Here is a 20,506-nt window from a genome sequence, read left to right on the forward strand (position 1 = left end):
ACGCCCGGTTACATTCCGAACCCGGAAGCTAAGCCTTTCAGCGCCGATGGTACTGCAGGGGGGACCCTGTGGGAGAGTAGGACACCGCCGAACAACCCGCCCTTTTAGCTCAGTCGGCAGAGCGTCTCCATGGTAAGGAGAAGGTCAACGGTTCGATTCCGTTAAAGGGCTCAGAGAAAAGGTCCCCGCCAGTTGGCGGGGGCCTTTTTGCGTTTCCGGGGAACTGGTGCGGAAGAAAGGGCGGCGCCTTCGGCCGGGCGCCGCCCTTTCCTCTTTCCGGGGTCTTCGGGGTCAGTTGGGGTCCGGTTCCTGGAGGCGCAGGGTCAGGATGGCCATGTCGTCCGAGGCGGGGGCGTGGGCGAAGCGTTCCACGGTGCGGAGGATGCGGCCGCCCACCGCGCCGGCCGTCAGGCCCGTACAGCCCTTGAGGGCTTCGGCGAGGCCGTCGTCGCCCAGCATGCGGGTGCCCTCGCGGCGCTCGGTGACGCCGTCCGTGACGCAGAGGAGGACGTCGCCGGGGTCGAGCGTGAAGGTCTCCTCGTACAGCTCCAGGTCCTCCATCACGCCCAGCAGGGGCTGGGGTTCGGCGGCCGGGGTGACCGTGCCGTCGGGGCGGAGGCGCAGCGGGAGCGGGTGGCCGGCGCAGACGACCTTCAGGGCCGCCGAGCCGTCGGGCTGCGGGCGGAGCTCGCCGTACAGCAGGGTCAGGAAGCGGCTGCGGGCGCCCTCGTCGAGGATGGCTGCGTTCAGGCGCTCCAGGACCGCCGGGCCGCCGAAGCCCTCGCGGGCCAGGAGGCGCAGGGCGTGCCGGGCGAGGCCCGTGACGGCCGCGGCCTCCGGGCCCGTGCCGCAGACGTCGCCGATGGCGAAGCCGTAGACGTCCTCCCTGATGGGGAAGACGTCATAGAAGTCGCCGCCGACCTCGTTGCCCTCGCCGGCCGCGCGGTAGATGACGTCCACCTCGACGCCGGGGATCTTCGGGAGGTCCGGGGGGAGGAGGCTGCGCTGGAGGGACTGGCTGATGGCGTTGCGCTCCGAGTACAGGCGCGCGTTGTCCAGGGCCAGGGCCGCCCGGCGGGAGAGGTCCTCGGCGAGCTCCAGGATCTCCTGGCGGAAGTGGTCCTCCGCCGGGCGGCCCAGGGTGAGCATGCCGATCACGCGGTTGCGGGCGACCAGGGGCAGGACGACGGTCTCGCCGGCGACCGTGCCGGCTGTGGCCAGGGTGGTGTCGATGCCGGAGGAGAGCGGGCTGCCCAGGTGCTCCAGCTCGCGGGCCGAGGCGGCCAGCGCGGCCCGGTGGGCGGCGTCGCCCGGGGCCGTCCAGAGCCGGGCGCCGGGCGACGGCACAGGGTCGGGCGGGGCGATGGAGCCCAGGAGGGCCTTCAGGCCGTCGATGCGGTCCTCGTCCTCGTGGAGCACGTACGAGAGGTACGGGTCCGAGGTCGGGTCGGCGATCGTGTAGACCGCGCACCAGGTGGCCAGGGTGGGGACCGTCATCTGGGCCATCAGGGCCAGGGTCTGGTCGCGGTCGAGGGTGCCGGCCAGCAGGTCGGAGGCCTCGACGAGGAAGCTGAGGGAGCCGCGGCGGAGGCGTTCGAGCTCGCCGAGACGGGCCGACTCGACGGCCAGGGCGATGCGGTCGGCGGCGAACTGGAGGCGCAGCGCCTCCTCGTTCGAATAGCGGTTCGCGGCCTCGGCGGCGACGCCCAGGGAGCCGGTCAGACGGCCCTCGACCTTCAGGGGGACCGTGACCACCGAGCGCATGCCGGTGCCCTCCAGGAGGGGCACGGCGCCGGGGACGGCGGACAGGTCCTCGTGGACGGCGGGCATGCGGGCAGAGCCGTAACGGCTGGCGCCGGTCTCCACGGGCACACGCGCGAAGCGCTGGCGGGCCGCCGGGAGGCCGGTCGTCGCCCGCACCTCCAGCTCGGTCTCGTCGTCGGTGGCGAGGAGGAGGAAGGCGGCGTCGCCGTCGAGCATGTCCCGGGCCCGCTCGACCGTGCGCTGGAGCAGGCCGTCCAGGTCGTCGGGGGCGGGGGAGCCGATGAAGACCTCGAAGGGGTCCGTGGCACGGCTCTCCGCGCCGGGGTCGGCGGCGGGGCGCTGCGGGGTCTGGAGGACCGCGCGCTCCTCCTCCCGCACCAGCAGACAGACCGTGGAGGGCTCGCCCTCGGCGTCCCGGACGCGCAGGTGGGAGGCGTACACCGGGATGACGCGGCCGTCGGCGCGGCGGAGGCCGTAGCTGCCCTCCCAGCGGGAGAGGCGGAGGGCCTCGGCGAGGCCGGTGCCGATGCCGGGGGTGTGCGGCCAGGCGGCGAGGTCGCCGAGCGGCTTGCCGGTGACCTGCTCGGAGGGGTAGCCGAAGAGTTCCTCGGCGTCCTCGTTCCAGGAGGTGATGGCGCCGCCCCGGTCGATCTGGACGACGGCGACGCGGACCCGGCTGTCGGCGGCGGGGAGGAGGGCGTCGGGCAGGACCGGGCCGGCGGAACGGGTGCCGACGGGGCGCTGCGGGAGGTCCAGGTGGAACCAGACGTGCTTCCGGGTGGGGGAGTAGTCGACGCCCCAGCGGTCGGCGAGGGCGGCGCACAGGAGCAGGCCGCGGCCGTTCTCCCGGTCCGGGCTCGCCATGCTGCGGCCGCTCTGGACGGGGATCTCGCGCTCCGGGTAGCGGTCGGCGACCTCCACGCGGACACTGTCCTCGGAGCGCAGGCACAGCACGTCGGCGGCGGTGCCGGCGTGCACCACGGCGTTGGTGACCAGCTCGCTGGTGAGGACGACGGCGTCGTCGACCAGCTCGGGGTGGCCCCAGCCCTGGAGGGTGTCCCGGACGAAGGCCCGGGCGGCGGCGACGGACCGTCCCACGGGCTCGAAGGTGGCAGTCGCCCGCGCGGTGATCACAGCACTCCTCGTACGCGTCTCGACGCCCGGCTCTGCCATGCTCGGTCTGCCCCTCCCGCTGCCCGGTGGTCGTACGCGTTCCACACCGCCCCCGCCGGGCGGACGGGACGGCTGGACAGCCGGATGCCAGGTTACTTACCTTCGCCGTCCCCGCGGATGCCGGTCTCCGCTGTTTCCGCCCTCCAGGGGTGGGGACGTTGTGCGAAGCTGCCGAACTGTTATCGCCTGGTTCGGTCGCGGTGAAACACTGGGAATGCTTCGGCGGGAGCCGGAGCGGAACGGTCGAACCCCTTTCGGGAGGGACACGGTGGAGTCTGGCACGGCGGCGCGGCGCGGCGGCGGCAGCGGCACGCGCGCGAGGGGCGGGCGTTCCCGTGGGGGGACGGTGCAGGTGGACGCGGCCGCGCTGGAGCGGTTGCTGTCCGCGCTGGTGTCGATGCGCGACGGAAACCTGCGGCGGCGGCTGACCGTCTCCGGCGACGGGGTGATGGCCGAGATCGCGGCCGTCTTCAACGAGGTCGCGGACCGGCAGATGCACGTCACCGGGGAGCTGTCCCGGGTGCGGCGGGTGGTCGGCCGCGAGGGCAAGCTGTCCGAGCGGCTCGAGGCCGGGACGACCGAGGGCGCGTGGGCGGCGGCGATCGAGGCGGCGAACGCGCTCGTCGACGACCTGGCGCGGCCGGTGTCCGAGGTGAGCCGAGTGCTGACGGCGGTCGCCGAGGGCGACCTGGAACAGCGGATGGACTTGCGTTCGGAGGGGTCGGACGGGACGGTGCGGCCGCTGCGCGGCGAGTTCCTGAAGGTGGCGCGTACCGTCAACCACCTGGTGGACCAGCTGTCGGTCTTCGCGTCCGAGGTGACGCGGGTGGCCGTCGAGGTCGGCACCGAGGGCATCCTCGGCGGGCAGGCGCACGTACGGGGCGTGTCCGGGTCGTGGAAGGACCTGACCGACTCCGTCAACACGATGGCGAACCGGCTGACGGCGCAGGTGCGGGACATCGCGCTGGTGACGAAGGCGGTCGCCAACGGCGACCTGTCGCAGAAGGTCACGGCGAACGTGGCCGGCGAGATGCTGGAGCTGAAGAACACCGTCAACCGGATGGTGGACCAGCTGTCGTCGTTCTCGTCCGAGGTGACCCGGGTCGCCCGCGAGGTGGGCACCGAGGGCGAGCTCGGCGGGCAGGCCGAGGTGGACGGGGTCGCCGGGGTGTGGAAGGACCTCACCGACTCCGTCAACACGATGGCGGGAAACCTCACCAATCAGGTGAGAGGGATCGCCGAGGTGACGACGGCGGTCGCCAACGGCGACCTGTCGCAGAAGGTCACCGTGAGCGCGCGCGGCGAGATCGCCCAACTCGCCGACACCATCAACCAGATGACGGAGACCCTGCGGACCTTCGCCGACGAGGTGACCCGGGTCTCCGGGGAGGTCGGCGCGCAGGGCCTGCTCGGCGGTCAGGCGCAGGTGCCGGGCGCGGCCGGCACGTGGAAGGACCTCACCGACTCGGTCAACACCGTCTTCCGGAACATCACCACGCAGGTGCGGGACATCGCGCAGGTGACGACGGCGGTGGCCAACGGTGACCTGTCGCAGAAGGTCACGGTGGACGTGGCCGGCGAGATGCTGGAGCTGAAGAACACCGTCAACACGATGGTGGACCAGCTCTCCGCCTTCGGTTCCGAGGTGACCCGGGTGGCCCGGGAGGTCGGCGTCGAGGGCCGGCTCGGCGGTCAGGCGGAGGTGCCGGGCGCGGCCGGTACCTGGAAGGACCTCACCGACTCGGTGAACACGGCCTTCCGCAACCTCACCGGGCAGGTGCGGGACATCGCGCAGGTGACGACGGCGGTGGCCAACGGTGACCTGTCGCAGAAGGTCACGGTGGACGTGGCCGGCGAGATGCTGGAGCTGAAGAACACCGTCAACACGATGGTGTCGCAGCTGTCGTCCTTCGCCGACCAGGTCACGCGGATGGCCCGGGACGTGGGCACCGAGGGCCGGCTGGGCGGTCAGGCGCGGGTGGACGGCGTCTCCGGCCGCTGGCGCGAGCTGACCGACTCGGTGAACTTCATGGCCGGGAACCTCACCTCGCAGGTGCGGCAGATCGCGCAGGTGACGACGGCCGTGGCGCGCGGTGACCTGTCGCAGAAGATCGACGTGGACGCGCGCGGCGAGATCCTGGAGCTGAAGAACACCATCAACACGATGGTCGACCAGCTCTCCGCCTTCGCCGACCAGGTGACCCGGGTCGCCCGCGAGGTCGGCACCGACGGGCGCCTCGGCGGTCAGGCGCAGGTGCCGGGCGTCGCCGGCGTGTGGCGGGACCTCACCGACTCGGTGAACGGCATGGCCGGGAACCTGACGGCGCAGGTGCGCAACATCGCGCAGGTCGCCACCGCGGTCGCCCGCGGCGACCTGTCGCAGAAGATCGACGTGGACGCGCGTGGCGAGATCCTGGAGCTGAAGAACACCCTCAACACGATGGTGGACCAGCTCTCCAACTTCGCCGAGCAAGTGACCCGGGTGGCCCGCGAGGTGGGCACCGAGGGCATCCTGGGCGGTCAGGCCGAGGTGCAGGGGGTCTCCGGCACCTGGAAGGACCTGACCCAGTCGGTGAACTTCATGGCGAACAACCTGACCTTCCAGGTCCGGAACATCGCCGAGGTCACCACCGCGGTCGCCCGCGGCGACCTGTCGAAGAAGATCACCGTCGACGCCAAGGGCGAGATCCTGGAGCTCGTCACCACCGTCAACACGATGGTGGACCAGCTGTCGAACTTCGCCGACGAGGTGACCCGGGTGGCCCGCGAGGTGGGCACCGAGGGCATCCTCGGCGGCCAGGCCCGGGTGCGCGGCGTCACCGGCATCTGGAAGGACCTCAGCGACAACGTCAACCTGATGGCCAACAACCTGACCAGCCAGGTGCGGAACATCGCCCGGGTGTCGTCGGCGGTCGCCAACGGCGACCTGACGAAGAAGGTCACGGTCGAGGCCCGCGGCGAGGTCGCCGAACTCGCCGACACCGTCAACACGATGGTGACGACGCTGTCCTCGTTCGCCGACGAGGTGACCCGGGTGGCCCGCGAGGTGGGCACCGACGGCATCCTCGGCGGCCAGGCCCGGGTGCCCGGCGGATCGGGCACCTGGAAGGACCTCACCGACTCGGTGAACGGCATGGCCGACAACCTCACCGGCCAGGTGCGGCAGATCGCCGCCGTCACCACCGCCATCGCCAAGGGCGACCTCACCAAGAAGATCGACATCGACGCCCGGGGCGAGATCCAGGAGCTGAAGAACACCATCAACACGATGGTCGACCAGCTCTCCAACTTCGCCGAGGAGGTCACCCGGGTCGCCCGGGAGGTGGGCACCGACGGGCAGCTCGGCGGCCAGGCCCGGGTCCGCGACGTGGAGGGCACCTGGAGCGACCTCACCGAGTCCGTGAACGAGATGGCCGGGAACCTCACTCGGCAGGTGCGGGCCATCGCGGCCGTCGCCACCGCGGTGACCCGCGGCGACCTCAACGTCAAGATCGACGGCGTGGACGCGGCCGGTGAGATCCAGGCGCTGCAGGACAACATCAACACGATGATCGCCAACCTGCGCGACACCACCCTCGCCAACGACGAGCAGGACTGGCTGAAGTCCAACCTGGCCCGCATCTCCGGCCTGATGCAGGGCCGCCGGGACCTCGACGACGTCGCCTCGCTCATCATGAGCGAGCTGACGCCGGTCGTCTCCGCCCAGCACGGCGCCTTCTTCGTGGCGACGCCGATCGGCTCCGCCAACAACGACACCGAACTCGTCGGCGAGGGCGGCGGCTCGTACGAGCTGCGCATGCGCGGGAGCTACGGCTACTCCGCCGGCTCCATGCCGACGTCCTTCCGCCCCGGCGAGACCCTCATCGGGACGGCGGCGGAGGAGAAGCGGACCATCCAGGTCAACGTGCCGCCGGGCTACCTCAAGATCTCGTCCGGGCTCGGCGAGGCCGCGCCCGCCCACGTGATCGTGCTTCCCGTCCTCTTCGAGGGGAAGGTCCTCGGCGTCATCGAGCTGGCCTCCTTCCAGCCGTTCACGCAGATCCAGCGGGACTTCCTCAACCAGATCGCCGAACTGATCGCGACCACGGTCAACACCATCAGCGTCAACACCAAGACCGAGGTGCTGCTCCAGCAGTCGCAGGAGCTGACCGAACAGCTCAAGGAGCGGTCGGCGGAGCTGGAGCACCGGCAGAAGGAGCTGCAGAACTCCAACGCCGAACTGGAGGAGAAGGCCGAGCTGCTGGCCCGGCAGAACCGCGACATCGAGGTGAAGAACACCGAGATCGAGGAGGCCCGGCAGGTCCTGGAGGAGCGCGCCGAACAGCTCGCCGTCTCCATGCGCTACAAGTCGGAGTTCCTCGCCAACATGTCGCACGAGCTGCGCACCCCGCTCAACTCGCTGCTCATCCTGGCCAAGCTGCTCGCGGACAACGCCGAGACCAACCTCACCCCGAAGCAGGTCGAGTTCGCCGAGACCATCCACGGCGCCGGTTCCGACCTGCTCCAGCTCATCAACGACATCCTCGACCTGTCGAAGGTCGAGGCGGGCAAGATGGACGTCTCCCCGACCCGGATCGCGCTCGTCCAGCTCGTCGACTACGTGGAGGCGACCTTCCGGCCGCTCACCGCGGAGAAGGGGCTGGACTTCTCGGTCCGCGTCTCGCCCGAGCTGCCCGCCACCCTCCACACCGACGAGCAGCGGCTCCTCCAGGTGCTGCGCAACCTGCTGTCCAACGCGGTGAAGTTCACCGACTCCGGCGCCGTCGAGCTGGTGATCCGGCCGGCCGGCGCGGACGTGCCGCAGTCCATCAGGGAGCAGCTCCTGGAGGCCGGATCGCTGCGCGACGCCGACGCCGACCTGATCGCCTTCTCGGTGACCGACACCGGCATCGGCATCGCGGCCAGCAAGATGCGGGTCATCTTCGAGGCGTTCAAGCAGGCCGACGGCACCACCAGCCGCAAGTACGGCGGTACGGGCCTCGGTCTGTCGATCAGCCGGGAGATCGCCCGCCTGCTCGGCGGCGAGATCTTCGCGGCGAGCGAGCCCGGCCGCGGCTCCACCTTCACCCTCTACCTGCCGCTGAACCCGACCGAGGTGCCTCCGCACGGGTACGGGCAGGGCGAGACGGGCGATCCGCGGCAGGAGACCGAGGAGGGCGCGGCCGGTCACGCCTTCCCGCACTTCCCGCCCGCTCCCGCGCGCGGCGAGGCCCGCTCGGGCGCCGGGGCGCTGTTCCGGCACCGGCGCAAGGCCGGGGCGCAGGCGGCCGAGACGCCGGAGACGGCCGACGCCGGCGAGGTCCGGGGCGCGGTGCCCGGGCAGCCGGGCCCGCAGGGGCGGCCCGAGCCCGTCGGGGAGGGGGCCGGCACGGAGACGGAGGGCGGCGCGGAGCCGCGCAGGACCTACTCCTTCGCCGGCGAGAAGGTCCTCATCGTCGACGACGACATCCGCAACGTCTTCGCCCTCACCAGCGTCCTGGAGCAGCACGGGCTCGCGGTGCTGTACGCGGAGAACGGACGGGAGGGCATCGAGGTCCTGGAGCAGAACGACGACGTGACGGTCGTCCTGATGGACATCATGATGCCGGAGATGGACGGGTACGCGACGACGACCGCGATCCGGCGGATGCCGCAGTTCGCGGGGCTGCCGATCATCGCGCTCACCGCGAAGGCGATGAAGGGGGACCGGGAGAAGGCGATCGAGTCGGGTGCCTCCGACTACGTCACCAAGCCGGTCGACCCCGACTACCTGCTGACCGTCATGGAGCAGTGGATGCGGGGCGAGTGAACCCGCCGCCGCGGCGTGCCGGGCCCGCGCGGCCCGGCACGCCACGGCGTACCCTCGCCGCCCGCGTGTGAGAGCCTCCGATCCGGGGAACCTTCTCGACCCGCGCCCCGTTTCCGCACTGTGCACAGTGACATCACGGTGACAGGGTGTGGCGATGGGCGGGGTGCGGCTACGATGACCGGCACAAGGACGGACGGCACCAGGAAGCCGTCCTCTGGGGCGGCGCCCGGTGCTTCCCCCGGTTCCGGCAGCGGTACCGGACGCCGGGTCGAGCCGTTGCCGGGACGAGGAGGACGGGGCATGGTGCAGAAGGCCAAGATCCTCCTGGTCGATGACCGGCCGGAGAATCTGCTGGCGCTGGAGGCCATTCTCTCCGCGCTCGATCAGACGCTGGTGCGGGCATCGTCCGGGGAGGAAGCGCTCAAGGCGCTGCTGACGGACGACTTCGCGGTCATCCTGCTCGACGTCCAGATGCCCGGCATGGACGGTTTCGAGACCGCCGCGCACATCAAGCGCCGCGAGCGGACCCGGGACATCCCGATCATCTTCCTCACCGCGATCAACCACGGCCCGCACCACACCTTCCGCGGGTACGCGGCCGGCGCGGTCGACTACATCTCGAAGCCGTTCGACCCGTGGGTGCTGCGCGCCAAGGTCTCCGTCTTCGTCGAGCTGTACATGAAGAACTGCAAGCTGCGCGAGCAGGCCGCGCTGCTGCGGCTGCAGTTGGAGGGCGGCGGCGAGGGCGGCCAGGGCAAGGAGGCCGCCGGTCTGCTCGCCGAGCTGTCCGCCCGGCTCGCCGCCGTGGAGGAGCAGGCCGAGGCGCTGTCCAAGCAGCTCGACGACGAGTCGGCCGACGCGGCCGCCGTCGCGACCGCCGCCCACCTGGAGCGCAAGCTCACCGGGCTGCGGCGGGCGCTGGACGCGCTGGAGCCGGGCACCGGCGGCGCGCCCTCGCTGCCCGCGCAGAGCTGAGACCGCGCAGAGCTGAGACCGGGCAGAGCTGAGACCGGGCGGGGCTGGGACCGCGCGGAGTCGGGACCGGGCGGGGCTGAGGGGACGTCATCCGGTGCCCGTCGCCGGTGACCGGGCGTCAGCTCCGTGACGGGGCAAGGGCGACACGTTCGGGTGAGGCGGACAGCCCGCGCCGCTCCCCGGTAACCTCAGCACCATGGCTTCACGGACGTCCGGCAAGGGTTCACAGAACACCGCGTCATCACGCGCCGGCCGGACGACGGGGGCCGCGAGGAAAGCGGCCGCCAAGTCCACGACGAAGTCCCCGGCGAAGACCTCGGGCAAGCCGCCCGCGAAGAAGGCGCCGGCCAAGAAGGCCGCGCCCGCCAAGCGCGCGCCCGCGAAGAAGACCGCCGCGAAGCGGCCCGCGCCCCGCCCGGCGCCGTCCCCGACCGGGGGCGTGTACAAGGTGGCGCGCGGCGCCGCGCACGGCGTCGGCGCGGTCTTCCGGGGGATAGGACGCGGCGCCAAGGGGCTCGACCCCGCCCACCGCAAGGACGGTCTGGCCCTGCTGCTGCTCGGCGGCGCGCTGATCGTCGCCGCCGGCACCTGGTCCCAGCTGCGCGGCCCGGTCGGCGACCTCGTCGAGCTCCTGGTGACCGGCGCCTTCGGCCGGCTCGACCTGCTGGTGCCGCTGCTGCTCGGCGGGATCGCCTTCCGGCTTTTCTGCTACCCGGAGAAGCCCGAGGCCAACGGCCGGATCGTGATCGGCCTGTCCGCCCTGGTCCTCGGCGTCCTCGGCCAGGTCCACATCGCCTGCGGCTCGCCGGGCCGGGACGCCGGAGCCGAGGCGATACAGGACGCGGGCGGACTGATCGGCTGGGCCGCGTCCCAGCCGCTGGTCTTCACGATGGGGGAGGTCCTGGCCGTCCCCCTGCTGGTGCTGCTCACCCTCTTCGGGCTGCTCGTCGTCACCGCCACCCCGGTCAACGCGATCCCGCAGCGGCTGCGCGCCCTCGGCGTCCGGCTCGGCCTGGTCGAGCCCGTGTACGAGGAGACCGCCGAGGAGTACGCGGCGTACGAGGACGACTGGGAGGAGGCCGCGCCGCCGCGGGCCGCCCGGCCGGCCCGGCGCCGGAGCGGCGGCCCCGCCGACCCGTACGACGTGGACCGGGCCGAGGCGGAGGCGCTGGAGCGGCGCGGCCGCACCGCCCGCCCCCGGACGAAGGCCCCCGACCACGGCCTGGACCCGGTCGACGTGGCCGCCGCCGCGGCCGCCGCCCTCGACGGGGCGGTGCTCAACGGCATGCCGCCGTCGCCGCTGGTCGCCGACCTGACCCGGGACGTCGCCGCCGAGCGGGCCGCGGCCCTGTCCGAAGGGGCCGGGGGCCCGGCGGACGAGGCCACCGGGCCCGTACCGCCCCCGCCGGCGTCGCCGCCGAACGTGCCGCCCGCGCGCGGGGAGAAGCGGCCCGCGGGCGGCTCCGTACCCGATCTGACCAAGCCGGCGCCGGAGCCGACGGACCTGCCGGCGCGGGCCGAGCAGCTCCAGCTCTCCGGCGACATCACCTACGCGCTGCCGTCGCTGGACCTGCTGGAGCGGGGCGGGCCGGGCAAGACCCGGTCCGCGGCCAACGACGCCGTCGTCGACGCGCTGTCGAACGTCTTCACCGAGTTCAAGGTGGACGCGGCCGTCACCGGCTTCACCCGCGGCCCGACGGTCACCCGGTACGAGGTCGAGCTCGGGCCCGCCGTGAAGGTCGAGAAGATCACCGCCCTGACGAAGAACATCGCCTACGCGGTGGCCTCGCCGGACGTGCGGATCATCTCGCCGATCCCCGGCAAGTCCGCCGTCGGCATCGAGATCCCGAACTCCGACCGGGAGATGGTCAACCTCGGCGACGTGCTGCGGCTCGCGGACGCGGCGGGGGACGAGCACCCGATGCTGGTCGCGCTCGGCAAGGACGTCGAGGGCGGCTACGTGATGGCCAACCTGGCGAAGATGCCGCACGTCCTGGTCGCCGGCGCCACCGGCTCCGGAAAGTCCTCGTGCATCAACTGCCTGATCACCTCGATCATGATCCGGGCGACCCCGGAGGACGTCCGGATGGTGCTCGTCGACCCCAAGCGGGTCGAGCTCACCGCCTACGAGGGCATCCCGCACCTGATCACGCCGATCATCACCAACCCCAAGCGGGCCGCCGAGGCCCTCCAGTGGGTGGTGCGCGAGATGGACCTGCGCTACGACGACCTGGCCGCCTTCGGCTTCCGGCACATCGACGACTTCAACCAGGCGATCCGGGACGGCAAGGTGCAGCTGCCGCCCGGCAGCGAGCGCGAGCTCCAGCCGTACCCGTACCTCCTGGTCATCGTCGACGAGCTCGCCGACCTGATGATGGTCGCGCCCCGGGACGTCGAGGACGCCATCGTCCGCATCACCCAGCTGGCCCGCGCGGCCGGCATCCACCTGGTGCTCGCCACCCAGCGGCCCTCGGTGGACGTCGTCACCGGTCTGATCAAGGCGAACGTGCCGTCCCGGCTCGCCTTCGCCACCTCCTCGCTCGCCGACAGCCGGGTCATCCTCGACCAGCCCGGCGCCGAGAAGCTGATCGGCAAGGGCGACGGCCTGTTCCTGCCGATGGGCGCGAACAAGCCGGTCCGCATGCAGGGCGCCTTCGTCACCGAGGCCGAGGTCGCGGCCGTGGTGCAGCACTGCAAGGACCAGATGACGCCGGTCTTCCGGGACGACGTCACCGTCGGCACCAAGCAGAAGAAGGAGATCGACGAGGAGATCGGCGACGACCTGGACCTGCTGTGCCAGGCGGCCGAGCTGGTCGTGTCGACCCAGTTCGGCTCCACCTCGATGCTCCAGCGGAAGCTGCGCGTCGGCTTCGCGAAGGCCGGCCGGCTGATGGACCTCATGGAGTCGCGGAACATCGTGGGGCCGAGCGAGGGGTCCAAGGCGCGGGACGTGCTCGTCAAGCCGGACGAGCTGGACGGGGTGCTCGCGGTCATCCGCGGCGAGTCGGCGGAGTGACCGGGCGGGAGGCGCGGGGCGGGCGGGAGGCGCGGGGCGGTCGGGACGGCGTACCCGTTCGAGACCGGGCCGAGACTCACTCGTAAGGGAACCGGGGGCAACCGTTTCCCCTGGCCGTTCGTCAAGTTGGACGGAAGGACAGAAGGATGACCCATCCTGATGTCCGGTCCTCGCGGCGTACAACCTCTATGGCGTACAAACCGCACCCGCCCGGTTGCCCCACCCTTTCGTACCACCCATAGACTGAACGTCCAGCAGGTGGCTACACGCTCGAAAGGCGCTCTCGTGTCCATCGGCAACTCCCCCGAAGACGACCGGACGTTCCCGTCAGACGACCGGGAACCGATCGGCCGTATCCTCCAGCAGGCCCGCATCGCCGCCGGCCTCAGCGTCGAAGAGGTCAGCGCCTCCACCCGTGTCCGGATCCCGATCGTGCACGGCATCGAGGAGGACGACTTCTCGCGCTGCGGCGGCGACGTCTACGCGCGCGGTCACATCCGGACGCTCGCGCGTGCGGTCGGGCTCGATCCGGCGCCGCTGATCGAGCGGTACGACGCCGACCACGGCGGCCGTCCCTCGCCCACCCCCGCCGCCCCGCTCTTCGAGGCGGAACGTATCCGCCCCGAGCCCAGGCGGCCCAACTGGACCGCGGCCATGGTCGCGGCGATCGTCGCCGTCGTCGGTTTCGTCGGCTTCACGATGTTCAACGGCACCGAGGGCCCGAAGGGGACCACGGCCGCCGAGGGCGGTCCCGCGCCCGCCCCGGAGAAGGCGAGCTCCGCCGCGCCGAAGCCGGTCAAGCCCGCCCCCAAGCCGACCGAGAGCGCCATCGCCGCCGTCCCGGCGGACAAGGTCACCGTCAAGCTCACCGCCGACGGCAAGAGCTGGATCTCGGCCAAGGCCGCCGACGGCAAGATGCTCTTCGACGGCTTCCTCCAGGAAGGCGACACCAAGACCTTCCAGGACGACGAGCAGGTCGACCTCGTCCTCGGCAACGCGGGCGCGATCGAGCTGTACGTGAACGGCAAGAAGGTCTCCGAGAAGTTCGAGGACGGCCAGGTGGAGCGGCTCAGCTACACCAAGGGCGACCCCGAGGCCGGCTGACCCCGGGAGCCGTGCGGCACGTGTGACCTCCGTCGCTCAGGTGAACCCTGAGCGACGGGGTCACGTCCGGGACGAAGTAGTCTTGAGTCCATGCCCGAACGCCGTACCGTCGCCCTTGTCACTCTCGGCTGCGCCCGTAACGAGGTGGACTCGGAGGAGCTCGCAGGCCGCTTGGCAGCGGACGGCTGGGAGCTCGTCGAGAACGCCGAGGAAGCGGACGTCGCCGTCGTCAACACCTGCGGCTTCGTCGAAGCCGCCAAGAAGGACTCCGTCGACGCCCTCCTCGAAGCCAATGATCTGAAGGACCACGGCAGGACCCAGGCCGTCGTCGCCGTCGGCTGCATGGCCGAGCGCTACGGCAAGGAGCTGGCCGACGCCCTCCCCGAGGCCGACGGCGTGCTCGGCTTCGACGACTACGCCGACATCTCCAACCGCCTCCAGACCATCCTCAGCGGCGGCAGCGTCGAGGCGCACGCCCCGCGCGACCGGCGCAAGCTCCTCCCGCTCTCCCCGGTCGACCGGCAGCAAGCGGCCGCCGAGGTCGCCCTCCCGGGCCACGGAGCCGCCGAGGAGCCGCAGAACGTCCCGGGCGACCTGCCCGAGGGCCTCGCGCCCGCCTCGGGCCCCCGCGCCCCGCTCCGCCGCCGCCTCGACCGCAGCCCCGTCGCCTCCGTGAAGCTGGCCTCCGGCTGCGACCGCCGCTGCTCCTTCTGCGCCATCCCGTCCTTCCGCGGCAGCTTCGTCTCCCGCCGCCCCTCGGACGTGCTGAACGAGACCCGCTGGCTCGCCGAGCAGGGCGTCAAGGAGATCATGCTGGTCTCCGAGAACAACACCTCGTACGGCAAGGACCTCGGCGACATCCGCCTGCTGGAGGGCCTGCTGCCCGAGCTCGCCGCCGTCGACGGCATCGAGCGGGTCCGGGTCAGCTACCTCCAGCCGGCCGAGATGCGCCCCGGCCTGATCGACGTGCTCACCTCCACCGACAAGGTCGCGCCCTACTTCGACCTGTCGTTCCAGCACAGCGCCCCGGACGTGCTGCGCGCCATGCGCCGCTTCGGCGACACCGACCGCTTCCTCGACCTGCTCGCGACCATCCGCGAGAAGGCCCCGACGGCCGGCGCCCGCTCCAACTTCATCGTCGGCTTCCCCGGCGAGACCGAGGCCGACTTCGCCGAGCTGGAACGCTTCATCACCCACGCCCGGCTCGACGCCATCGGCGTCTTCGGCTACTCCGACGAGGACGGCACCGAGGCCGCCACGTACGAGCACAAGCTCGACCAGGAGGTCGTGGACGAGCGCCTCGCCCACCTCTCCCGCCTCGCCGAGGAGCTCACCGCGCAGCGCGCCGAGGAGCGGATCGGGGAGATGCTGGAGGTACTGGTGGAGACCGAGGACGAGGAGGACGGCTGGATCGGCCGCGCCGCCCACCAGGCGCCCGAGACGGACGGACAGGTGCTGCTCACCGACGGTGGTGGCGCGGGCCTGGACCTGGCCCCGGGCCGTATGGTCAGGGCGAAGGTCGTGGGCACGGAAGGCGTCGACCTCGTGGCGGAGTACCGCGATCTCCTGGGGAGCGACCCCCAGACCCCCGTTGCCGAGGAGGTGGGCAGATGACCGGAGTCCCGGCATCCGCCACGGGCGGGACCGGAAGGCCGGCGCCCCGCGGCAAGCTGGGCGCGGCGGCCGTGAACCCCGTCAGCGTGTGGAACATCGCCAACATCCTCACCATGATCCGGCTCGTCCTCGTGCCGGCCTTCGTGGTGCTGCTGCTCCAGGACGGCGGGCACGACCCCGTCTGGCGGGCCTGGGCGTGGGCGGCCTTCGCCGTCGCCATGATCACGGACGTCTTCGACGGACATCTGGCCCGGACGTACAACCTGGTCACGGACTTCGGGAAGATCGCCGACCCGATCGCCGACAAGGCGATCATGGCGGCCGGCCTGATCTGCCTCTCCGGCCTCGGTGACCTGCCCTGGTGGGTGACCGGAGTGATCCTGGCGCGCGAGCTGGGGATCACGCTGATGCGCTTCTGGGTGATCCGGCACGGGGTGATCCCGGCCAGCCGGGGCGGCAAGATGAAGACGCTCGCCCAGGGCACGGCGGTCGGCATGTACGTGCTGATGCTCACCGGCCCGCTGGCGACGCTGCGCTTCTGGGTGATGGCGGTGGCCGTCGTGCTGACCGTCGTCACCGGTCTGGATTATGTGCGACAGGCGGTCGTCCTGCGGCGCAAGGGGCTCGCGGCCGAGCGGGCCGCCGCCCGCGCGGAGACCCCGGCGCGATGAGCGGCGTGGCGGCCCGGCTGCTCGCCCTCCTCGCGGAGCGGGGCCACACGCTGGCCGCCGCCGAGTCGCTCACCGGCGGTCTGGTGGCCGCGGAGTTGACAGAGGTGCCCGGAGCCTCCCGGAGTTTCCTCGGCTCCGTCACCGCCTACGCGACCCCCCTCAAGCACGAGCTGCTGGGGGTGGACGCCGGCCTGCTGCGCGAGCGCGGGGCGGTGGATCCGGAGGTCGCGGTGCAGATGGCGCGGGGTGTGCGGGACCGTCTCGGCGCCGACTGGGGGATGGCGACGACCGGGGTCGCGGGGCCCGATCCGCAGGACGGGCAGCCCGTCGGGACCGTCTACGTGGCGGTCGCGGGACCCGCCACGACAGGCGAGGCGGCCGGGAAAGTGGTCTCGTTGAGGTTGAACGGCGATCGCGCGGAAATCCGTAGAGAGAGTGTGCGGAGCGTGCTGGAACTGCTCCACGACGAACTCTCGGGAAATGCGCGGGCACAGGATACGGAACAGAACGGGGGGAATGGATGTTTGCAGCCCTGAGTGAACACGACATCGCTCCCCGCACGGCCGCGGCGCGAGGCGGTACGGTGGGGCGTGAAGGATGCGGCTACGCGGTCCGAGGAGGGAGCCACCGATGATTCTGCTCCGTCGCCTGTTGGGTGACGTGCTGCGTCGGCAGCGCCAGCGCCAGGGCCGTACTCTGCGCGAAGTCTCCTCGTCCGCCCGAGTCTCGCTCGGCTATCTCTCCGAGGTGGAGCGGGGGCAGAAGGAGGCTTCCTCCGAACTGCTCTCCGCGATCTGCGACGCGTTGGACGTACGGATGTCCGAGCTCATGCGCGAAGTGAGCGACGAGCTGTCACTGGCCGAACTGGCCGAGTCGGCGGCTTCGAGCGAACCGGTGCCGTCGCCGGTCCGTCCGATGCTCAATTCGGTGTCGGTGACGTCGGTGGCCGGTGTGCCCACCGAGCGGGTGACCATCAAGGCGCCCGCGGAGGCCGTGGACGTCGTCGCCGCCTGACACCACCGGAACGGGTCGGAGCCCCGGTCGGTCCCCCTCGCGGGGTGCCGCCCGGGGCTCCGTCGTGTGCGGCCGTCCCCGGTGGGCCAGGCATTCGGGCGATTTGTTTGAGATGCCGGATTCCGGACAAGCGTGCCATGGTGGGGGGAACGTACGACTGGTTGGAGATCCCGCATGTCTGTCGTGAAGAGCCCGCTGTCCGAAGCCGACCTCAAGACGGTCGGGGAAGCGCTCCAGGGCGCCCTGGCCGACCTCGTCGACCTGGCGCTGGTCGCCAAGCAGGTGCACTGGAACGTCGTCGGGCCGCGCTTCCGCTCCGTCCACCTGCAGTTGGACGAGGTGGTGGACACCGCCCGGCAGCACTCCGACGTCGTGGCCGAGCGGGCCTCGGCGATCGGGGTCAACCCGGACGGACGCGCGGCCACGGTGGCCGCCACCAGCGCGATCGGCACCGTCCCGGAGGGCTGGATCAAGGACACGGAGGCGGTGCGGACCCTGGTGGACGCGCTCGGGGCCGTCATCACCCGGATGAGGGAACGGGTGGAGGCCACCGCCGACCCGGACCCCGTCAGCCAGGACATCCTCATCGGCCTCACGGCCGACCTGGAGAAGCACGCCTGGATGTTCCAGGCGGAGAGCGCCTAGGCGGCCGGCGCGGTGATACGGACGGCCGGGGGCTCGGTGGCGTGCGGCGCGCGCGGGGAAGCGGGCGCCGGAGGGGCGCCCGGTCACGGGAAGGGCGGGCGGGAGCGCGCCGTCGGCGCGCGGTGCCCCGCGCGCGGGGGCGACCGCCGGATCGTGCGCGGGGCGCGCGCCGGGGCTGACACCGGTGCGCCCTCCCGCAGGGTGATCCCGCCGGTCTAGCGTCGAGCGCAGGAGGCGGCCATGGTACGGCGACGGGTTCCGCTGGTGACGCTCACGCTGATCGCGGTCGGACTGGTGGCCGGGGGGCTCTGGTGGTGGGCGGTGCTGCGCCTGCTGCTGGTTCCGGGGGAGGCCGGACCGGTCGAGGGGGCGGTGGCCGCGGGCGGCTGGGGGCTGAGCCTGCTGCCGGTGCACGTGGCCGCTTCCTCCCGGCCGGCCCTCCTCACCCGGGCCCGCCTCACCAGGGCATGGCGACGCCGCCGTTCGGCCGCAGGATCTGACCCGTCGTGAACGAGGAGGCGTCGCAGGCGAGATGGAGGACCGCGTGCGCGACGTCCTCGGCCTCGCCGACCCGCCGCAGCGGTGAGTGACGGACCATCGCGGCCTCGGCCCGCTCCTGGGCCGCCGGTTCGCGGCGGTCCGTCATGGGGGTGCGCACCCAGCCGGGGGCGACCGCGTTGACCCGGATGCCGTGCGGGCCCGCCTCGACCGCGAGCGTCTTGGTGAGCTGGACGACGGCCGCCTTGGCGACGCTGTAGCAGAGCAGTCCGGGGCTCGCGGTGTCCATGGCGCCCGAGGCCATGGTGACGATCGACCCCGGCGTGCCGGAGGCGATCATCGAGCGGGCCGCCTCCTGGCAGGCGTACAGCACGCCCTTGAAGTTGACGGAGAGGACGCGGTCGAGGTCCTCCTCGCGGGTCTCCAGGACCGTGCCGGTGTGCATGATCCCGGCGACCGCCGCCATCACGTGCAGGGGGCCGGCCGCGTCGACGGCGGCGGCGAGCGCGGACCGGTCGGTCACGTCGAGGGGGTGGACGCGGGCCGTGCCGCCCGCGCGGGTGATCAGGGCGGCCGTCTCCGCCAGGCCCGGCCCGTCGCGGTCGGCCAGGTGCAGGGCCGCGCCGGCCCGGGCCAGGAGGACGGCGCTCGCGCGGCCGATGCCGCTCGCGGCGCCCGTGACGAAGGCGGTGCGGCCGGTGAGGTCGTACACCGAGAGGCTCATGGGGGGACCGTACGACCGGATCTGACGGACCGTCAATCATTGGGAGGGCGGGGACCCGAGGGCTCAGGGCCGGGGCCCCGCTGGCAGGCCGGGCACCAGTACGTGACCCGGTCGCCGAGTTCCGCCTTGCGGACGGGGGCGCCGCAGCGCAGACAGGGTCGCCCCTCGCGGCCGTAGACGTGCAGCGGGGTGCCCGGGCGGCGGACCGTCGTGGTGCGCCGGTCGGGGTGGTCCTTGTTCGCCTCCAGGAGGCGGTGGGCGGTCGCCGCCAGGCGGAGCGGCACGCCGGGGGCCAGCTCGCCGACCGGGAGCCAGGGCGTGACGGCCGCCAGGAAGGCCAGCTCCGACTTGTAGATGTTCCCGATGCCGGCGAGGTTGCGCTGGTCGAGCAGGGCCTCGCCGAGGGTGCGGGCCGGGTCGGCGAGCAGGCGGCGGACCGCCTCCTCCGGGTCCCAGTCCGGCCCCAGCAGGTCGGGGCCGAGATGGCCCACGACCCGGGGCTCCTCGGCGGTGCGGATCAGCTCCAGGACCGGCAGGCGGTAGCCGTACGCGGTGTGCTCCTCGTTCCCGAGGACGGCCCGGATCTGGTGCGCGGGGCCGCCGCGGGGGCGCTCACCGGTGGCGTACACCCGCCAGGCGCCGTCCATCCGCAGGTGCGAGTGGAGGGTGAGCCCGCCCTCGATCCGGGTCAGGAGGTGCTTGCCGCGCGGGGTGACGTCCAGGACCGCGCGGCCGGTGAGGTCCGCGGTCGCGAAGCGGGGAACCCGCAGGTCCGCGCGGGTCAGCACCCGCCCGGCCAGCGCGGCGTGCAGCCGGTGCGCGACCTGCCAGACGGTGTCTCCTTCGGGCATGGGGCCATGATGCCGGGTGCGGGTGGGCTTCTGCGGTGGTCGGGCTTCCGGGCCGGGTGGGCTTCTGCGGTGGTCGGGCTTCCGGGCCGGGCGGGCTTCTGCGGCGGGCGGGCTTCCGTGGCGGTCGGGCTTTCGGGTCGGGCGGGCTTCCGGGTCGGGCGGGCTTTCGCGGCCGGTCAGGCGCGGAGGCGGAGGCCGCGGGGGGTGGCCAGGAAGCCCGCCGCCTCCAGGGGGCGGGCCAGGGGGGAGGTCAGGGCCGTCGCGCCGTTGATCCGCTCCACCGTGACCGTGCCCAGCGCCCCGGCCCGCGCGGCCTCGGCCAGGGCCCCGGCCGCCGCCGTCAGGGCCGGGTCGTCCGGCTCCACCGGCCAGGACAGCACCGTCTTGCCGCCCCGCTCCACGTACAGCGCGAGCTCGCCGTCGACCAGCACCACCAGGGCGCCCGCCTTGCGGCCCGGCTTGTGCCCGGCGCCGGTCGGCGGCTCGGGCCACGGCAGCGCGGCCCCGTACGCGTTCGCCGGGTCGGCGGCGGCCAGCACCACCGCGCGCGGGCCCGTGCCCGCCTCGGCGCCCCGGTCCCGGGGGGGGGGCGCCGCCCCCCGCGCGGGGGCCGGGGCGGCCCACCCGGCCAGGGGGGCGCCCCCCCGCGCCCCCCCCAAAAAGCCCCGG

The 20,506-nt window shown here is 72.6% G+C and carries 13 protein-coding genes, 1 tRNA gene, 1 rRNA gene and 1 pseudogene; 12 read left to right on the top strand and 4 right to left on the bottom strand.

The genetic code is table 11. From position 1 onward, the window contains the following. A 5S ribosomal RNA gene (rrf, locus tag AB0E83_RS31045) occupies positions 1-93 on the top strand; the annotation flags it as partial. Between the two features lie 5 nt (positions 94-98). Continuing rightward, positions 99-171 (top strand) — tRNA-Thr (locus tag AB0E83_RS31050). Between the two features lie 120 nt (positions 172-291). Here the strand turns inward: AB0E83_RS31050 and AB0E83_RS31055 are convergent. Further along, complete coding sequence (locus AB0E83_RS31055; RefSeq protein ID WP_362119300.1) at positions 292-2,937, bottom strand: SpoIIE family protein phosphatase; 2,646 nt, start codon at positions 2,935-2,937, stop codon at positions 292-294. Positions 2,938-3,205: 268 nt separating this feature from the next. Here AB0E83_RS31055 and AB0E83_RS31060 point away from each other — a divergent pair, with 268 nt between their 5' ends. The 10 genes from AB0E83_RS31060 (at position 3,206) to AB0E83_RS31105 (ending at position 18,274) form a co-directional block, all read left to right on the top strand. After that, positions 3,206-8,725, top strand: coding sequence for a HAMP domain-containing protein (locus tag AB0E83_RS31060; protein ID WP_362119302.1), 5,520 nt, complete (start codon positions 3,206-3,208; stop codon positions 8,723-8,725). Positions 8,726-9,025: 300 nt separating this feature from the next. Continuing rightward, positions 9,026-9,700, top strand: coding sequence for a response regulator (locus AB0E83_RS31065; RefSeq protein ID WP_031015299.1), 675 nt, complete (start codon positions 9,026-9,028; stop codon positions 9,698-9,700). Positions 9,701-9,896: 196 nt separating this feature from the next. Continuing rightward, positions 9,897-12,716: a DNA translocase FtsK gene (locus AB0E83_RS31070; RefSeq protein WP_362119305.1), complete on the top strand. Its 2,820-nt coding sequence runs from the start codon at positions 9,897-9,899 to the stop codon at positions 12,714-12,716. A gap of 285 nt (positions 12,717-13,001) precedes the next feature. Next, entirely contained in the window at positions 13,002-13,820 is an 819-nt protein-coding gene (locus AB0E83_RS31075; RefSeq protein WP_362119308.1) for a helix-turn-helix domain-containing protein, read from the top strand. A gap of 90 nt (positions 13,821-13,910) precedes the next feature. Further along, on the top strand, positions 13,911-15,434 hold the full coding sequence (rimO, locus tag AB0E83_RS31080) for a 30S ribosomal protein S12 methylthiotransferase RimO (RefSeq protein ID WP_362119311.1): 1,524 nt from the start codon (positions 13,911-13,913) through the stop codon (positions 15,432-15,434). After that, positions 15,431-16,105 carry a CDP-diacylglycerol--glycerol-3-phosphate 3-phosphatidyltransferase gene (pgsA, locus tag AB0E83_RS31085; protein WP_362119314.1) on the top strand — a complete coding sequence of 225 codons (675 nt, stop codon included), beginning with the start codon at positions 15,431-15,433 and terminating at the stop codon, positions 16,103-16,105. Before rimO ends, pgsA begins: the two co-directional genes overlap by 4 nt. Beyond that, positions 16,102-16,641 carry a CinA family protein gene (locus AB0E83_RS31090; RefSeq protein WP_362119317.1) on the top strand — a complete coding sequence of 180 codons (540 nt, stop codon included), beginning with the start codon at positions 16,102-16,104 and terminating at the stop codon, positions 16,639-16,641. The genes pgsA and AB0E83_RS31090 overlap by 4 nt, the downstream gene beginning before the upstream one ends. 94 nt (positions 16,642-16,735) lie before the next feature. Further along, positions 16,736-17,119 (top strand): helix-turn-helix transcriptional regulator, encoded by a 384-nt coding sequence (locus AB0E83_RS31095; protein WP_200428463.1) that lies wholly within the window; start codon positions 16,736-16,738, stop codon positions 17,117-17,119. Between the two features lie 174 nt (positions 17,120-17,293). Further along, positions 17,294-17,764 carry a DNA starvation/stationary phase protection protein gene (locus AB0E83_RS31100; RefSeq protein ID WP_362119320.1) on the top strand — a complete coding sequence of 157 codons (471 nt, stop codon included), beginning with the start codon at positions 17,294-17,296 and terminating at the stop codon, positions 17,762-17,764. Between the two features lie 240 nt (positions 17,765-18,004). Next, entirely contained in the window at positions 18,005-18,274 is a 270-nt protein-coding gene (locus AB0E83_RS31105) for a hypothetical protein (RefSeq protein WP_362119323.1), read from the top strand. Here AB0E83_RS31105 and AB0E83_RS31110 read toward each other — a convergent pair. The 3 genes and pseudogenes from AB0E83_RS31110 to AB0E83_RS31120 all read right to left on the bottom strand — a co-directional run. Continuing rightward, entirely contained in the window at positions 18,222-18,986 is a 765-nt protein-coding gene (locus AB0E83_RS31110) for an SDR family NAD(P)-dependent oxidoreductase (RefSeq protein WP_362119326.1), read from the bottom strand. The two genes, AB0E83_RS31105 and AB0E83_RS31110, sit on opposite strands and share 53 nt — an antisense overlap. A 32-nt stretch (positions 18,987-19,018) precedes the next feature. Then, positions 19,019-19,837, bottom strand: coding sequence for a DNA-formamidopyrimidine glycosylase family protein (locus tag AB0E83_RS31115; RefSeq protein WP_362119329.1), 819 nt, complete (start codon positions 19,835-19,837; stop codon positions 19,019-19,021). Between the two features lie 176 nt (positions 19,838-20,013). Beyond that, positions 20,014-20,506, bottom strand: a pseudogene (locus tag AB0E83_RS31120) (DEAD/DEAH box helicase); the annotation flags it as partial.

The organism is Streptomyces sp. NPDC035033, assembly GCF_040636735.1.
Lineage (GTDB): Bacteria > Actinomycetota > Actinomycetes > Streptomycetales > Streptomycetaceae > Streptomyces.

Bases quoted from the DNA above. Each gene is read 5' to 3' on its own strand.
- AB0E83_RS31055 (WP_362119300.1), bottom strand. From the start codon at position 2,937: ATGGCAGAGCCGGGCGTCGAGACGCGTACGAGGAGTGCTGTGATCACC.
- AB0E83_RS31065 (WP_031015299.1), top strand. From the start codon at position 9,026: ATGGTGCAGAAGGCCAAGATCCTCCTGGTCGATGACCGGCCGGAGAAT.
- AB0E83_RS31070 (WP_362119305.1), top strand. From the start codon at position 9,897: ATGGCTTCACGGACGTCCGGCAAGGGTTCACAGAACACCGCGTCATCA.
- rimO (WP_362119311.1), top strand. From the start codon at position 13,911: ATGCCCGAACGCCGTACCGTCGCCCTTGTCACTCTCGGCTGCGCCCGT.
- pgsA (WP_362119314.1), top strand. From the start codon at position 15,431: ATGACCGGAGTCCCGGCATCCGCCACGGGCGGGACCGGAAGGCCGGCG.
- AB0E83_RS31090 (WP_362119317.1), top strand. From the start codon at position 16,102: ATGAGCGGCGTGGCGGCCCGGCTGCTCGCCCTCCTCGCGGAGCGGGGC.
- AB0E83_RS31095 (WP_200428463.1), top strand. From the start codon at position 16,736: ATGATTCTGCTCCGTCGCCTGTTGGGTGACGTGCTGCGTCGGCAGCGC.
- AB0E83_RS31100 (WP_362119320.1), top strand. From the start codon at position 17,294: ATGTCTGTCGTGAAGAGCCCGCTGTCCGAAGCCGACCTCAAGACGGTC.
- AB0E83_RS31105 (WP_362119323.1), top strand. From the start codon at position 18,005: ATGGTACGGCGACGGGTTCCGCTGGTGACGCTCACGCTGATCGCGGTC.
- AB0E83_RS31110 (WP_362119326.1), bottom strand. From the start codon at position 18,986: ATGAGCCTCTCGGTGTACGACCTCACCGGCCGCACCGCCTTCGTCACG.
- AB0E83_RS31115 (WP_362119329.1), bottom strand. From the start codon at position 19,837: ATGCCCGAAGGAGACACCGTCTGGCAGGTCGCGCACCGGCTGCACGCC.